This is a genomic window from Pseudomonas sp. Lb2C2 (assembly GCF_052112205.1).
Lineage (GTDB): Bacteria > Pseudomonadota > Gammaproteobacteria > Pseudomonadales > Pseudomonadaceae > Aquipseudomonas > Aquipseudomonas kilonensis.
Window position 1 is genome coordinate 569761 of the sequence record NZ_JAUTYW010000001.1, and the last position, 13849, is coordinate 583609.

The window sequence follows — 13849 nt, forward strand, 5'->3', positions numbered from 1 at the left end:
GGTTTTCCTTATTGTTGTTATCGATCAGGGGTAACGGCAGCTCACTTCGGGCTGGTCATAGCCCAGGCTGTCCATTTCATTGGAAGGGTGCAGAAAACCGTCCTGGGGCGAGGTGCTCACCAGCGCCCGGGGTTGGACCAGGGGAATCGGTTGGCGCAACTGGCCGTTCCAGGGCCGGTAGCTGAGCTTGCGACCCTTGAACCCGTCCAGGGGCAACTGGTCGCTGAGGGCCAGTTGGTGGATGGCGAGTGGGTCGTCCTGACGCAACTTGCTCACGGCGCTGGCGATGCTGCGCACGGCGATCCAGGCGGCGAAGTCGCGGTCGTTCATCCAGCGTCCGGCCAGGGCTTCGAAGCGTTTTTGCAGTTGCGCCGCGCCGTAGGTTTCCACGGTCTTGTGCCAACCGGTGGGGGTCAGCCCTTGGGTGCCGGCTACCGGGCGTGGGTACCAGGTCTGGTAGGGCAGGTATTCACCGAAATCACCGCGCTCGTCGGCCACCAGCACCACGTCGTACTCGGCGGTCTGGGTAAACAGCGGCATGTCGGCCTGGGCGCTGCGGCGCTGGTCGTTGTCGAACTGCCAGGCCTTCTCGGCGACGATCTTCATGCCGAAGCGTTTCATGGCCCGGCGCAATGCGGCGGCATAGGCCTGGTCCTCGGGCGTCTGGCCGACGATCAACAAGGCCCGTTGCCATTTGCGCACCACGCTGAACTGCACCAGGGCATCGGCGAGCATGGCGCGGTCGGGCAGGCTGTGCAGCACGTTGCCCAGGCAGTCGGTGGTGCGCAGGCTGTCGTCGGCGCTACCGGCGTTGAACAGCAGGCTGTCGGGCAGGGCGGCGCTGAGCTGGCGCAGGCTGGCGGCCGGTGCGTTGACCACGAACAACCGCAGGCCCTGGTCATGTTGGGCCCGGGCGGCCTGGAGCAGCGCTTCGGGCGTGTCGACGCTGGCGCTTTCCAGGCGGTAGTCGTGCTTGAGAAAACGCCCGGTGCTGTTGCTGTCGACGATAGCCAGTTCAGCGCCGCGCAACCCGGCATCGGCCGGTTCGGCAATGACGTTGGACAGCAACGGGCCCGGATCGGGACGATAACCCAGGTAGCCGATGCGCACTTGCAGCGGCGTGGCATCGTCCGCGTGAGCGGTTGCCGCTGCCAGCAGAGAAACCAGGGCGTAACTGACGAGCCGGCGCATGACGTCCTCCATTGCAGGTAGCGCCAGCATAGGAAGCCTGCGGCCATGGGGAAATATGCAGAAAGTACCGCCGGTGCAGTACCAAGGTAGTAACTCACCTTGGCGGCCGGGGTTTTAGCATGCAAGGCATCGTCATTGACCAGGAGGGGACAGACCATGCGGATTCTCAAAGCGCTGCTGCTGCCGTTTCTGCTGATTCTGAGTTTGATCGGGGTTGATCGTCCCAAAACCTGGAAACCTCCAAGCCCCTCTGTGGGAGCGAGCTTGCTCGCGATAGCGGTGGTTCAGTCAACTTCAGTACCGGATGTGCCGCCGTCATCGCGAGCAAGCTCGCTCCCACAGGGGGTGGGTGTCAATGTCAATTCAAGGTTGGAGCGCTAACCATGTCAGCCCTCTGGCGCATCAACCTCTGGGTTTGTGCCTTTTTCGCCCTGGTCAACCTGGCCTGTGCAGTCCTGTTGTTGCACCAGGCCACGGCCGATGTGAGACGAGAGCTGCAATCGGCCGAGTCGGTGGTGCATTACCTGCGTGAAACTGCCGAGCGCGATCCGGCCAGCCTTCAGCCGCGATTGACCGGCAGCCTGCGGCATGTGCGGGTCCGTTGGCTGGCCCCTGGGGAACTGTTCCCGGCGGATGAAGACGGGATGAAGGCCTGGCTCGGTCGCCGGTTACTGGATGACGGCCCTGCGGCCCAGGTAGTGGATTTGCCGGACGGTGGGCGGGCCTGGATTGCCGTTGACCCTCGCGATGAAATCGATGAGATTCTCGATTCCTTGGTGCAACTGTTGTACGTCTGCGCCTTGGCGCTGTCGCTCAGCCTGTTGGTGATTCGCTGGGGAGTACGCCGGGGCATGCGTTTGCTCGATGAGTTGCTGCATGCATTGCGTCAGGTGTCAGCCGGGAACCTGCAGGTGCGCCTGGGCACTGAGGGTGTCCCGGAGGCGCAGTATCTGGCGGGACATTTCAATCGCATGACCGCCGCCCTGGCCGAGGCCCAGGCCGATAACGCCCGGCTTACCCAGGCCTTGCTGGCCGTGCAGGAACAAGAGCGCACCCGGCTGGCCCAGACCCTGCACGACGATCTGGGCCAATACGTGGCCGGCATTCGTGCCCGCGCCTGCCTGCTGCGGTTGGTGATGGATCAACCGCCGGCGCTGGAGCAGACCGTCAGCCAACTCGAAGAGCATTGCGAGCATTTGCAATTGGGTTTCCGGGCACTGGTGCATGACTTGTACCCAGTGGTGTTGCAACACCTGCCGTTGTGCGAGGCCATCAGGCTGTTGGCCGGGCAATGGCAGGCCAACCAGGGCATCACCTGTCAGGTGTGGATCGACAAAACACTGCCGCCCTTGTCCGGTCCGGACAAGACCCACTTGTATCGCTTGTTGCAGGAAGCGTTGACCAACGTTGCCCGGCATGCCGGCGCCACGCAGGTGCGGATTCGCCTGCAACACCGCGCCGGGCACCTGCGGTTGCTGGTGCGCGACAACGGTTGCGGAGCGAGGCAACCATCGCGCGCCGGTGTTGGCTTGCACTCGATGTCCGAGCGGGCGCGCAGCCTGGGCGGTGAGCTGCGCATCATCAGCCAGCCTGGCGCCGGTTGGGCGCTGGCCTTGAATATTGCCCTGGAGGCGTGATGAACATTTTGTTGGTAGACGACCATGCGGTGGTTCGGCAGGGCTATGCCAGCCTTTTGCGGGTGTTGATGCCGGACCTGCAGGTCCGCGAAGCAGCCACCGGTGAGGAGGCGCTGAGCCAGGTGCAGGAGCAGGTGCCTCATCTGGTGATCATGGACTTCGGCCTGCCCGGTATCAGTGGCTTGGAAACCACCCGCCGGCTACGCCAGCGCCTGCCACAACTGCGGGTGTTGTTCTTCAGCATGCACGATGAATTGCCCTTGGTGCGCCAGGCATTGGACGCCGGCGCTGCGGGCTACCTGACCAAGAATTCGGCACCCCAGGTGCTTGTGGAGGCGGTGCGGCGAGTGTTGGCCGGGCATGTCTACATCGAGCAATCCCTGGCCACGCAACTGGCCTGCGCCAGCTCGCGCCAGGATGTCGACCCGCGCCTGCAATGCATGACCCAACGGGAGTTGGAGATCTTCGTCATGCTCGCCAAGGGCACCCCGGCCCGGACCATTGCCGAACAGCTGTGCATCAGCGCCAAGACCGTGTCCAACCACCTGACGCTGCTCAAGAGCAAGTTGCAGGTCAGCCCCCATGCTGAGCTGGTGCACCTGGGGATCGATATGGGGGTGGTGCGGGTGGCGGGGTGAAGATCTGATTTGAAATGCCGACCACTTGTGGCGAGGGAGCTTGCTCCCGCTGGGGGGCGAAGCGCCCCCAAAACCCAGCACCTCGGTGTGTCAGGCTCATTGAGTTGGCCCTATTGGGCTGCTCCGCATCCCAGCGGGAGCAAGCTCCCTCGCCACAGGGTTTTGTGTGATCCAGAGTCTTCACTGATCCCAGGACATCGGGCACCCGGTACAGCCCTGCATGTTCGCATCCTGGAAATTCCCGTAATGCTGGCGAGAACCGCTCAGGTTGGCCTGTTCCAGGTTGCTTTCGCCGAGCTTGGCTTCCTGCAGGTTGGCGTCGCGCAGGTCGGCGCCCTTGAGGTCTGCCTTGCTCAGCCAGGCCATTTCCAGGTCCGCCGCCTGCAGGTTCGCCTCGTGCAGACGGGCGCCGGACAAACGGGCGAATTGCAGGTAGGCCGCCGTCAGGTCGGCGCGCTGGAATTGCGCGCCCTGGGCGAACAGGCCCCAACCCTGGATTGCCTTGAGCGTGGCGCCGCTGAAGTCCGCCAGGCGCAGGTTGCTTTGTTGCAGGCTGGCACGGGTCAGGTTGGCGCCCTGTAGCTGGGCCTTCTCAAGGTTGGCCAGGTCCAGCCGCGCGTGCCGCAGGTCGGCATCGCGCAGATCGGCGCCGCTGAGGTTCATCTTGCGCAAGTCCTGGTTCGCCAGTTTTGCACCGCGCAGGTTGGCGCCGGGGCATTGGCTGGATTCGGCGATGAGGCAGCCGTTGATTGTCAGTGGGGTGTCGGGGTCATCGGCATGGGCAAAGGCGCCGATGAACAGAAGCAGCAATGGCAATGATTTCATGACATGAACTCAGGCAAGTGTGGGAGCGAGCTTGCTCGCGATGGCGGTGGTTCAGCCGGCATTCATGTTGACTGATACTGCGCTATCGCGAGCAAGCTCGCTCCCACAGGGGATGGGGTACAGGTCAGGGGTTATTTCTGCGCCGTTGCCTTATCCCAACTCGGAATCTTGAACACCCAGAACGACCCACCCTGGGCCACCGGCTTGGTCAGTTCGGCCATGTCGCCACCCCATAACGGTACGGCGCCGCCGTAGCCGACGGTCACGCCGATGAATTGCTCGCCGTCCTGCTCCCACGTGATGGGTGGGGAGACGATGCCGCTGCCGGTCTGGAATTTCCACAGCTCCTTGCCGGTTTTCGCATCGAACGCCTTGAAGAAACCGTCGCCGGTGCCGGTGAACACCAGGTTGCCCTTGGTCGCCAGCACACCGGCCCACAGTGGCAGCGGTTCCTTGTGCTCCCAGACCACCTTGCCGGTGGTGGGGTTCATCGCCCGCAGGCTGCCGACGTGATCGTCGTACATGCGCTTGATGCGAAAGCCCATGCCCAGGTAGGCCGAGCCTTTCTTGTAGTTCACTTCCTCGGTCCAGTATTCCTCTTTCCACTGGTTGCCGGGGACGTAGAACAGGCCGGTGTCCTGGCTGTAGGCCATGGGGTTCCAGTTCTTGCCGCCGAGGAAGGGTGGCGAGACTTCCACCGGTTTGCCCTTGGTTTCACCGGGCAATGGCTTGGCCGGACGCTGGCCGGGGTTCTCCACCGGACGACCGGTCTTGAGGTCGATGTGGCTGGCCCAGGTGATGTTGTCGACGAACGGGAAGGCGTTCTGCAGCTTGCCGTTGTTGCGGTCCACCACGTAGAAGAAACCGTTGCGGTCGGCGTGGGCAGTGGCTTTGACCACTTTGCCGTCCTTGTCCTTGTAGTCGAACAGCACCAGCTCGTTGTTGCCAGAGAAGTCCCAGGCGTCGTTGGGCGTGTGTTGGTAGAACCACTTCACTTCGCCAGTGCTTGGGTCGACTCCGACCTGGCCGGAGGTGTAGAGGCTGTCGTAATCGTGAGGGTTGCCGTCCTTGGACGTGCGCGCCCAGGTGTTCCACGGGCCAGGGTTGCCTGCGCCGACGATGATGGTGTTGGTCTCGGGATCGAAACTGGCGCTCTGCCAAGGTGCGCCGCCGCCGTGACTCCAGGCTTCGACCTTGCCGGTTTCAGTGGTCTTGTCGTCAGGCCAGGAGGGCGCCTTGACGTCGCCGGTCGGCGTGCTGTTCTTGCCGTTGAGGCGGCCCATGTGGCCTTCGACAAACGGGCGCATCCAGACTTCTTCGCCGGTGTCCGGGTCGCGGGCGAACAGTTGCCCGACCACACCGAACTCGTCGCCGGAACTGCCATGGATCAGCAGGACCTTGCCACTGGTCTTGTCCTTGATCAGCACCGGGGCGCCGGTCATGGTGTAGCCGCCGGCGTGGTCACCGAACTTCTTGTTCCACACCACCTTGCCGGTGTTTTTATCCAGGGCGACGACTCGCGCGTCCAGGGTACCGAAGTAGATCTTGTCGCCATAGATGGCCGCGCCGCGGTTGACCACGTCGCAGCACGGGCGAATGTTGTCCGGCAGCCGGTGGCTGTAGGTCCACAGGCGCTTGCCGGTCCTGGCGTCGAGGGCGAACACCCGCGAGTACGAGCCGGTGACGTACACCACGCCGTCGCTGACGATGGCCTGGGACTCCTGGCCGCGCTGCTTCTCGTCGCCGAATGAGTAGGACCAGGCCGGGGTCAGCTTGAACACGTTCTTGTCGTTGACCTGGGCCAGCGGGCTCCAGCGCTGGGCGTTGGTGCCCATGCCGTATTGCAGCACGTCCTGGGTGGTCAGGTGGTCGTTGGCGATGTCTTCCCAACTGACTCCTGGTGCTGCGGCGCGGGCCAAGGGGCTCAGCGACAGACTGCCAGCGAGCAGCAAGGCAACGGTCAGGGAGGAGAGGGCGGGTAGCGTTTTTATTCTCATGGTGGCAGTTCCCAGTGAAAGGTTTTGGCCTGACTAGGGTGAGTTGCGCCAAGGCCTGGCCGATACGGAAAAAGTCCCGCCCTTGCCGGGAAGACTTCCCGAACCGCCTGTCTTTACGACCTGCGTCGGATGGCCTGCTACCAAGGAACTAGACCCCGGCCACCAAAGCAGCATTCGGCTGGTGCCGCAGGGTTCCTAAGATGACGGCACGGCCTCCGCAAAGAGGTCTTGCGTGCAATCCAGAGGGCATAACAATGACAACAAAACGCAACGCCATCATCGCTACCGCACTGCTGATGGGGCTGACCGGCGCAGGCTCCGCATGGGCCCATGGCAACGTAGTGCCCCAGGCAGTGGAAACCAAGGGACTGACCCCGATCAAGGACGCCAACTTGCCGTTGGACGCTGATGGGTGGGCTGCCCAGAACCCGTATCGCAACTCTCCCGAGCGTGAAAAAGCCGTGGAAATCGGTGCCTCGGCCTACAACCAGAACTGCGCGGCCTGCCATGGCCTGGAAGCCAAGTCGGGCGGGATCGCTCCGGACCTGCGCATGCTCGACGCCGCCGAAGTCGGCGATGAGTGGTTTGTCGAACGCGTACGTCACGGCGCGGTACGCGACGGCCGGGTCTACATGCCGAAAATGGCCGACTACCTGAGCCAGGAAGCCTTGTGGGCGGTGCGCACCTATCTCGACAGCGTGCACGTCGAGGAGTGATCGTCATGCGCCTGTTCGCGTGGGTAATGTGCAGCCTGCTCCTGTGGGGCCAGGCGGCGCAGGCGCAGGTGCGCAGCTACGACCAGATGATCGCCGCCGGTGAGTTGAAGGTCGCGGTCTACAAGGACTTCGCGCCCTACAGTTTCGAGGACCACGGCCAACCCAGGGGCGTGGACGTGGAACTGGCCCAGGCTCTGGCCAAGGCGCTTGGCGTGCGCCTGCGATTGATGTGGGCACCGCCGGGCGAAAAACTCGATGACGACCTGCGCGATTACATCTGGCGCAGCAGCCCGTTGCACGAGCGGCAATTGGCCGACCTGATGATGCGCGTGCCTTACGACCACGACTATGCGCAAAAGCGCAACGACATCGGCGAACTGGCAAACGCCCAGGTGGTGATGTTCGGACCTTATCAGCAGGAGTGCTGGCAGGTGGCGTACGACCGGAGCCGGTTGGATTCGGTGGGCAGTGTCGCGGTGTTCCAGCAGCACCCCATTGGCGTTGAAGTCGACAGCGTGCCGTCGTTCTACCTGACGTCGGTGTTCAACGGCATGCTCCGGGCCAAGACCCACCATTACCCCGGTGTCAGCCAGGCCTTCAAGGCCATGCAGGCCGGGGAGGTGGACGCCGTCATGGCCATGCGCGGTGAGGTCGATTGGCAAGTGCACGAGGCGGCCGATCCGCAACTGGCGCTGGCGGAAAACGCCTACCCGAACATGGGCAAGCAACGTTGGGAAATCGGCATGGCGGTGCATGAAAGCAACCGTCAGCTGGCCTATGCGGTGGAAGAGGCGCTGGAAGGCTTGATCCGCGACGGCAGCGTCAAGACCGTCTATGCCCATTACGGCCTGCGTTATGAAGTGCCGGAGATGTATCAATAGGAGCCCGGGATGAAATGGGTCGTGTGGTGCCTGCTGTGGTGTGGCCTGCCAATGACCGCGTGGGCGGCGGTCGAGCCAGGGAAGGACCCGGTGCCGTCGGTGATGTGGGCCTTCTATCACAAGCAATTGCTGGGGGACGCGCCGTTCGTGTTCGATGACCGGGTGCGCCTGCTGGCGCCACCCTTTGCCGAAGACGCACGCCAGGTGCCACTGGAAATCGATGCCCGGGCCTTCACTGGCGACGTCGTGCGGGTGTTGGCCTGGGCCGAACTGAACCCATTGCCGAAAATCGTCGACTTCCAACCGGGGGAGCGGGTGCTGCCCTGGCTGTCGATCCGCATTCGTATCGAGCAAGCCACGCCGCTGCGCGCCGCCGTGCAGACCCGCGATGGCCTGTGGCACGTCGGTTCGACGCTGATCGACGCGGCCGGTGGCGGCTGCACCGCGCCCAGCGTGGTGCGTACCCAGCCGGGTTGGGAGGAACACTTGGGCGAGGTGCTGGGTGCCCGCTATCCACGAGGCGAGTCGAGCCGCCTGCGCCTGCAGGTGGCCCATCCGATGGATAACGGCCTGGTGAGCGGCATTCCGGAGTTTTTCCTCAACCAGGCACAACTGCTGGACGCCGACGGCCAGGTGTTGGCGCGCCTGGAACTGTTCCCGGCGGTCAGCGAAAACCCCAACCTGGGTTTCGACATCCCAGGCCCCGGCCAGACTCGCCTGTTGCTGCGCGATAACAGCGGCAATACGTTCGAGGCGGCGATTCCCTGACCACAAGGAGCGCGCCATGCGCTGGTTGTTGCTGATGTTCCTGAGCCTGTGCTGGCCGACGTGGGCCGGTACGGACTACGCACTCAAGCCCCGGCAGATTGCCGAAGGCACCTGGCTGCTGGAAGGCAGCACCGAGAATTTTGCCAAGGCCAACGGCGGCAACATCGTCAACACCGCGTTCATCGTCACCGATGCCGGCGTGGTGGTGATCGATACCGGGCCGTCGAAGCGCTACGGCGAGGCGCTGCGCGAGGCCATTGCCGCGACCACCGATAAACCGGTCATCCAGGTCTTGCTGACCCATCATCACCCCGATCACGTCTTGGGCAACCAGGCCTTTAGCGACGTGCCCATTGGTGCCTTGGCGGGCACCACCGACCTGCTGCGGCAACAGGGTGATGCGCTGGCGGAAAACATGTACCGGCTGGTGGGCGACTGGATGCGCGGCACCGAGGTCGTGTTACCGACCCGGGAGCTGGCTGCCGGGACGCTGACCGTCGGCGACCATTCGTTGCGCTTGCTGCCACTGGCCGGGCACACCGGGGCCGACCTGGCGATCCTCGACGAAACCACTGGTGTGCTGTTCGCCGGCGACCTGGTATTTTACGAGCGGGCCCTGACCACCCCCAACAGCCCGGGGCTGGAGGTCTGGCTCCAGGACCTGGACACCTTGCAGGCCTTGCCCTGGAAACAGATCGTGCCCGGCCATGGCCCGGTCACGAGCGACGCTAGGCCCTTTGCGCAGATGCGCGACTACCTGGGCTGGCTCGACCAACTGATGCGCGACGGCGCGGCGCGGGGTGACGACATGGCCGAGATGATCCGCAGCCCCATCCCCGAGCGCTTTGCCGGGATCAGCTTGAGTAAGTATGAGCTGATTCGTAGCGTCAGCCATCTCTATCCACGTTATGAACGGGCGGGGATGAAGCGGGTGGATGCCAAGCCACAGTAATTCCGGGGTATCACAGTCCCCTGTGGCGAGGGAGCTTGCTCCCGCTGGGGCGCGTAGCGGCCCTGAAAATAGTCCAGTCGACATTGATAGCCAGGGTGACTGACCCAGGGGGCTGCTATGCAGCCCAGCGGGAGCAAGCTCCCTCGCCACAGGAGGTGTCCGCTTACCTCTATGTGTACCAAGGAACTAGAAAACTCAACACAGCGGGTAATTGTTGGCAACGGCCCCGAGCCCAAGAATCTGTGGCAGACCGGGAAAAATTCCCGGGTATAACAATAACCGCAGAGGTAGCCGTCATGAGTCATCCCGCACGTCGCCAACCCTTCGCCGTGAGCCTGCTGCTCAGTGCCATGCTGCTGTCCGGTTCGGCCCTTGCAGCCGTGACCGATCAGGAAATTCTCCAGGACCCGAAAAACCCGCAGCAGATCGTGACCAACGGCCTGGGCGTCCAGGGCCAGCGCTACAGCCCGCTCGATACCCTCAATGTCAATAACGTCAAGGATCTGCGCCCGGTCTGGGCGTTCTCCTTCGGTGGCGAAAAGCAGCGCGGCCAGCAGGCCCAACCGATGATCAAGGACGGGGTGATGTACCTCACCGGTTCCTATTCGCGGGTGTTCGCGGTGGATGCGCGCACCGGCAAGAAGCTGTGGCAATACGATGCGCGCCTGCCCGATGACATCCGCCCTTGCTGCGACGTGATCAATCGCGGCGTGGCCTTGTATGGCGACCTGGTGTTCTTCGGCACCCTCGATGCCAAGCTGGTGGCCTTGAACAAGGACACCGGCAAGGTGGTGTGGAGCAAGAAGGTGGCCGACCACAAGGAAGGTTATTCCATCAGCGCCGCGCCCATGATCGTGAATGGCAAACTCATCACTGGCGTGGCCGGGGGCGAGTTCGGCGTGGTTGGCCAGATCAGCGCGTTCGATCCGAAAAATGGCGCATTGCTGTGGACCCGGCCGACCGTGGAAGGCCACATGGGCTACGTCTACAAGGACGGCAAGGCGGTCGAGAACGGCATCTCCGGCGGCGAAGCCGGCAAGACCTGGCCGGGCGACCTCTGGAAAACCGGCGGCGCCGCACCTTGGCTGGGCGGCTACTACGACCCGGAAACGAACCTGCTGCTGTTCGGCACCGGCAACCCGGCTCCATGGAACTCCCACCTGCGTCCTGGCGACAACCTCTATTCGTCGTCGCGCCTGGCCCTGAACCCGGACGACGGCACCATCAAGTGGCACTTCCAGAGCACGCCTCACGACGGCTGGGACTATGACGGCGTCAATGAACTGATCTCGTTCAACTACAAGGAAGGCGGCAAGGACATCAAGGCGGCAGCGACTGCTGACCGTAACGGCTTCTTCTACGTGCTTGACCGCACCAACGGCAAGTTCATCCGTGGCTTCCCGTTTGTCGACAAGATCACCTGGGCCACTGGCCTGGACAAGGATGGGCGGCCGATCTACAACGAGGCCAGCCGTCCGGGTGCGCCGGGCAGCGAAGCCAAGGGCAGTTCGGTGTTCGTTGCACCGGCGTTCCTCGGTGCAAAAAACTGGATGCCGATGGCCTACAACCAGGACACTGGCCTGTTCTACGTGCCGTCCAACGAATGGGGCATGGACATCTGGAACGAAGGCATCGCCTACAAGAAAGGCGCGGCGTTCCTCGGCGCCGGTTTCACCATCAAGCCGCTGAACGAGGAGTACATCGGCGTGCTGCGGGCCATCGATCCCAAGACTGGCAAGGAAGTCTGGCGCCACAAGAACTACGCGCCGCTGTGGGGTGGGGTCCTGACCACCAAGGGCAACCTGGTGTTCACCGGCACGCCTGAAGGGTTCCTGCAGGCGTTCAACGCCAAGACCGGGGAAAAGGTCTGGGAATTCCAGACCGGCTCCGGCGTGCTCGGCTCGCCCATCACCTGGGAAATGGACGGCGAGCAATACGTCTCCGTGGTCTCCGGCTGGGGCGGCGCGGTGCCGCTGTGGGGCGGTGAGGTGGCCAAGCGCGTGAAGGACTTCAACCAGGGCGGCATGCTCTGGACCTTCAAGTTGCCGAAGGACTTGGTGGTCAAGCGCTAGTAAATAATGAGCCGAGCGTTGCCCTTGTGGCGACTGCTCTGTGGGAGCAAAGCTTGCTCGCGATGCAGTCGCCTCGGTTTCCTGGGAGACCGCATCGCCTTCATCGCGGGCAAGCCTTGCTCCCACAGACGTTTCGCCAAATAGCCTCGTCCCAATGCTTGAAATCTACGACCAAATAACGAGAGTCCCCCCTGCCAACGACGCATTCGTCCGGCAGCCGGGGCTCTCTACCATCGGCCTATCGCCTGTCCCGTGACAGGCATCGACCAGGCAGAGGCCCCATCATGATCTACGCACAACCCGGAACCCCAGGCGCCGTCGTTACCTTCAAGCCGCGCTATGGCAATTTCATCGGCGGCGAATTCGTCGCGCCGGTCAACGGCGAGTACTTCACGAACAGCTCCCCGGTCAATGGCGAAGTCATTGCCGAATTCCCGCGCTCCAGCGCCGCCGACATCGACAAGGCACTGGATGCCGCACACGCCGCAGCTGATGCCTGGGGCAAGACCTCGGTGCAGGACCGTTCCCTGGTGCTGCTGAAAATCGCCGACCGTATCGAGCAAAATCTGGAAATCCTCGCTGTCAGCGAAACCTGGGACAACGGCAAGGCCGTGCGCGAAACCCTCAATGCCGACGTGCCGCTGGCGGCCGACCATTTCCGTTATTTCGCCGGCTGCATCCGCGCCCAAGAGGGTGGAGCGGCCGAGATCAACGAACTGACCACGGCCTATCATTTCCACGAGCCGCTGGGTGTGGTCGGGCAGATCATCCCGTGGAACTTCCCGCTGCTGATGGCTGCCTGGAAACTCGCCCCGGCCCTGGCCGCGGGTAACTGCATCGTGCTCAAGCCGGCTGAACAGACGCCGCTGTCGATCATGGTCTTCATCGAGCTGGTCGCCGACCTGCTGCCGCCCGGCGTGCTGAATATCGTCCATGGTTTCGGTCGCGAAGCTGGTGAAGCCTTGGCCACCAGCAAGCGCATCGCCAAGATCGCCTTCACCGGTTCCACCCCGGTGGGCTCGCACATCATGAAATGCGCCGCCGAGAACATCATCCCGTCCACCGTGGAACTGGGCGGCAAGTCGCCGAACATCTTCTTTGAAGACATCATGCAGGCCGAGCCGGCCTTCATCGAGAAAGCCGCCGAAGGCCTGGTACTGGCGTTCTTCAACCAGGGCGAAGTCTGCACCTGCCCATCTCGCGCCCTGGTGCAAGAGTCGATCTACGTGCCGTTCATGGCCGAGGTGATGAAAAAAATCGCCAAGATCAAGCGTGGCAACCCGCTGGACACCGAAACCATGGTCGGCGCCCAGGCATCCGAGCAGCAATTCGACAAGATCCTCTCGTACCTTGAAATTGCCCAGCAAGAGGGTGCCGAGTTGCTCACTGGCGGTGCTGCCGAGCGACTTGAGGGGGATTTGTCGAGCGGCTATTACATCCAGCCGACCCTGCTCAAGGGCCACAACAAAATGCGCGTGTTCCAGGAAGAGATCTTCGGCCCGGTAGTGGGCGTGACCACCTTCAAGGACGAAGCCGAAGCCCTGGCAATCGCCAACGACACCGAGTTCGGCCTCGGCGCCGGCCTGTGGACCCGTGACATCAACCGCGCCTATCGCATGGGCCGTGCGATCAAGGCCGGTCGTGTGTGGACCAACTGCTACCACCTGTACCCGGCGCACGCCGCGTTTGGTGGCTACAAGAAATCTGGCGTGGGTCGTGAGACGCACAAGATGATGCTCGACCACTACCAGCAGACCAAGAACCTGCTGGTGAGCTACGACATCAATCCGTTGGGGTTCTTCTAACCCGATAACACAGCACGACACCTTGTGGGAGCGAGCTTGCTGTGGGAGCAAGGCTTGCCCGCGATACAGGCGACTCGGTCTCCGGTCAGGCCGAGGCGACTCATCGCGAGCAAGCTTTGCTCCCACAGTAAGCCTTGCTCTCACAATGGGGTTTGTCGCTCTCCTGAATTGCTACCAACGCACCCCACCCACCGCTTCGAAAGTAGCATTCGAGCCCCAGGCGTGGCGTGCATTAATGACCTTGCCGGAATCGCCCGGTACAAGAAGAGGAAAGACCCATGTGGACTAAACCCGCGTACACCGACCTGCGTATTGGCTTTGAAGTGACGATGTACTTCGCCAACCGATGAGTGCCGGCCCGGCCTGA

12 protein-coding genes are annotated in these 13849 nt (G+C 63.0%); 9 read left to right on the top strand and 3 right to left on the bottom strand.

Going from position 1 to position 13849, the window contains the following annotated elements; translation table 11 throughout:
* Nucleotides 1–24 precede the first annotated feature (24 nt).
* A complete protein-coding gene (locus tag Q7F16_RS02420) occupies nucleotides 25–1191 on the bottom strand; it encodes an ABC transporter substrate-binding protein (RefSeq protein WP_409555549.1) in 1167 nt (388 codons plus the stop codon).
* Nucleotides 1192–1574: 383 nt separating this feature from the next.
* Between Q7F16_RS02420 and Q7F16_RS02425 the strand changes: the two genes are divergently transcribed.
* Together Q7F16_RS02425 and Q7F16_RS02430 are read left to right on the top strand one after the other, a co-directional pair.
* Entirely contained in the window at nucleotides 1575–2828 is a 1254-nt protein-coding gene (locus Q7F16_RS02425) for a HAMP domain-containing sensor histidine kinase (protein WP_409555550.1), read from the top strand.
* Nucleotides 2828–3466: a response regulator gene (locus Q7F16_RS02430; RefSeq protein WP_412007483.1), complete on the top strand. Its 639-nt coding sequence runs from the start codon at nucleotides 2828–2830 to the stop codon at nucleotides 3464–3466. Before Q7F16_RS02425 ends, Q7F16_RS02430 begins: the two co-directional genes overlap by 1 nt.
* A gap of 180 nt (nucleotides 3467–3646) precedes the next feature.
* Here Q7F16_RS02430 and Q7F16_RS02435 read toward each other — a convergent pair whose 3' ends face one another.
* Complete coding sequence (locus Q7F16_RS02435; RefSeq protein WP_409555551.1) at nucleotides 3647–4291, bottom strand: pentapeptide repeat-containing protein; 645 nt, start codon at nucleotides 4289–4291, stop codon at nucleotides 3647–3649.
* Between the two features lie 131 nt (nucleotides 4292–4422).
* Nucleotides 4423–6288, bottom strand: a complete 1866-nt coding sequence (gene exaA / locus Q7F16_RS02440) for a quinoprotein ethanol dehydrogenase (protein WP_409555552.1) — start codon at nucleotides 6286–6288, stop codon at nucleotides 4423–4425.
* Nucleotides 6289–6542: 254 nt separating this feature from the next.
* Here exaA and pedF point away from each other — a divergent pair, with 254 nt between their 5' ends.
* The 7 genes from pedF to pqqA all read left to right on the top strand — a co-directional run bounded on the left by pedF (nucleotide 6543) and on the right by pqqA (nucleotide 13832).
* Complete coding sequence (pedF, locus tag Q7F16_RS02445; protein ID WP_018604055.1) at nucleotides 6543–7004, top strand: cytochrome c-550 PedF; 462 nt, start codon at nucleotides 6543–6545, stop codon at nucleotides 7002–7004.
* A gap of 5 nt (nucleotides 7005–7009) precedes the next feature.
* Nucleotides 7010–7885, top strand: coding sequence for a substrate-binding periplasmic protein (locus tag Q7F16_RS02450; protein ID WP_409555553.1), 876 nt, complete (start codon nucleotides 7010–7012; stop codon nucleotides 7883–7885).
* A gap of 9 nt (nucleotides 7886–7894) precedes the next feature.
* Nucleotides 7895–8653 carry a quinoprotein dehydrogenase-associated SoxYZ-like carrier gene (locus tag Q7F16_RS02455; RefSeq protein WP_079304617.1) on the top strand — a complete coding sequence of 253 codons (759 nt, stop codon included), beginning with the start codon at nucleotides 7895–7897 and terminating at the stop codon, nucleotides 8651–8653.
* A gap of 16 nt (nucleotides 8654–8669) precedes the next feature.
* Nucleotides 8670–9605 carry a quinoprotein relay system zinc metallohydrolase 1 gene (locus tag Q7F16_RS02460; RefSeq protein WP_046062356.1) on the top strand — a complete coding sequence of 312 codons (936 nt, stop codon included), beginning with the start codon at nucleotides 8670–8672 and terminating at the stop codon, nucleotides 9603–9605.
* Nucleotides 9606–9901: 296 nt separating this feature from the next.
* Nucleotides 9902–11677, top strand: coding sequence for a PQQ-dependent methanol/ethanol family dehydrogenase (locus Q7F16_RS02465; protein WP_046062357.1), 1776 nt, complete (start codon nucleotides 9902–9904; stop codon nucleotides 11675–11677).
* 284 nt (nucleotides 11678–11961) lie between these two features.
* Nucleotides 11962–13482: an acetaldehyde dehydrogenase ExaC gene (exaC, locus tag Q7F16_RS02470; protein WP_014338422.1), complete on the top strand. Its 1521-nt coding sequence runs from the start codon at nucleotides 11962–11964 to the stop codon at nucleotides 13480–13482.
* A gap of 278 nt (nucleotides 13483–13760) precedes the next feature.
* Complete coding sequence (gene pqqA, locus Q7F16_RS02475) at nucleotides 13761–13832, top strand: pyrroloquinoline quinone precursor peptide PqqA (protein ID WP_003243383.1); 72 nt, start codon at nucleotides 13761–13763, stop codon at nucleotides 13830–13832.
* Nucleotides 13833–13849 lie beyond the last annotated feature (17 nt).

Coding starts and splice junctions, on each gene's coding strand:
- exaC (WP_014338422.1), top strand. CDS start 11,962: ATGATCTACGCACAACCCGGAACCCCAGGCGCCGTCGTTACCTTCAAG.
- Q7F16_RS02425 (WP_409555550.1), top strand. CDS start 1,575: ATGTCAGCCCTCTGGCGCATCAACCTCTGGGTTTGTGCCTTTTTCGCC.
- Q7F16_RS02465 (WP_046062357.1), top strand. CDS start 9,902: ATGAGTCATCCCGCACGTCGCCAACCCTTCGCCGTGAGCCTGCTGCTC.
- Q7F16_RS02420 (WP_409555549.1), bottom strand. CDS start 1,191: ATGCGCCGGCTCGTCAGTTACGCCCTGGTTTCTCTGCTGGCAGCGGCA.
- Q7F16_RS02450 (WP_409555553.1), top strand. CDS start 7,010: ATGCGCCTGTTCGCGTGGGTAATGTGCAGCCTGCTCCTGTGGGGCCAG.
- Q7F16_RS02455 (WP_079304617.1), top strand. CDS start 7,895: ATGAAATGGGTCGTGTGGTGCCTGCTGTGGTGTGGCCTGCCAATGACC.
- Q7F16_RS02435 (WP_409555551.1), bottom strand. CDS start 4,291: ATGAAATCATTGCCATTGCTGCTTCTGTTCATCGGCGCCTTTGCCCAT.
- exaA (WP_409555552.1), bottom strand. CDS start 6,288: ATGAGAATAAAAACGCTACCCGCCCTCTCCTCCCTGACCGTTGCCTTG.
- Q7F16_RS02430 (WP_412007483.1), top strand. CDS start 2,828: ATGAACATTTTGTTGGTAGACGACCATGCGGTGGTTCGGCAGGGCTAT.
- pedF (WP_018604055.1), top strand. CDS start 6,543: ATGACAACAAAACGCAACGCCATCATCGCTACCGCACTGCTGATGGGG.
- Q7F16_RS02460 (WP_046062356.1), top strand. CDS start 8,670: ATGCGCTGGTTGTTGCTGATGTTCCTGAGCCTGTGCTGGCCGACGTGG.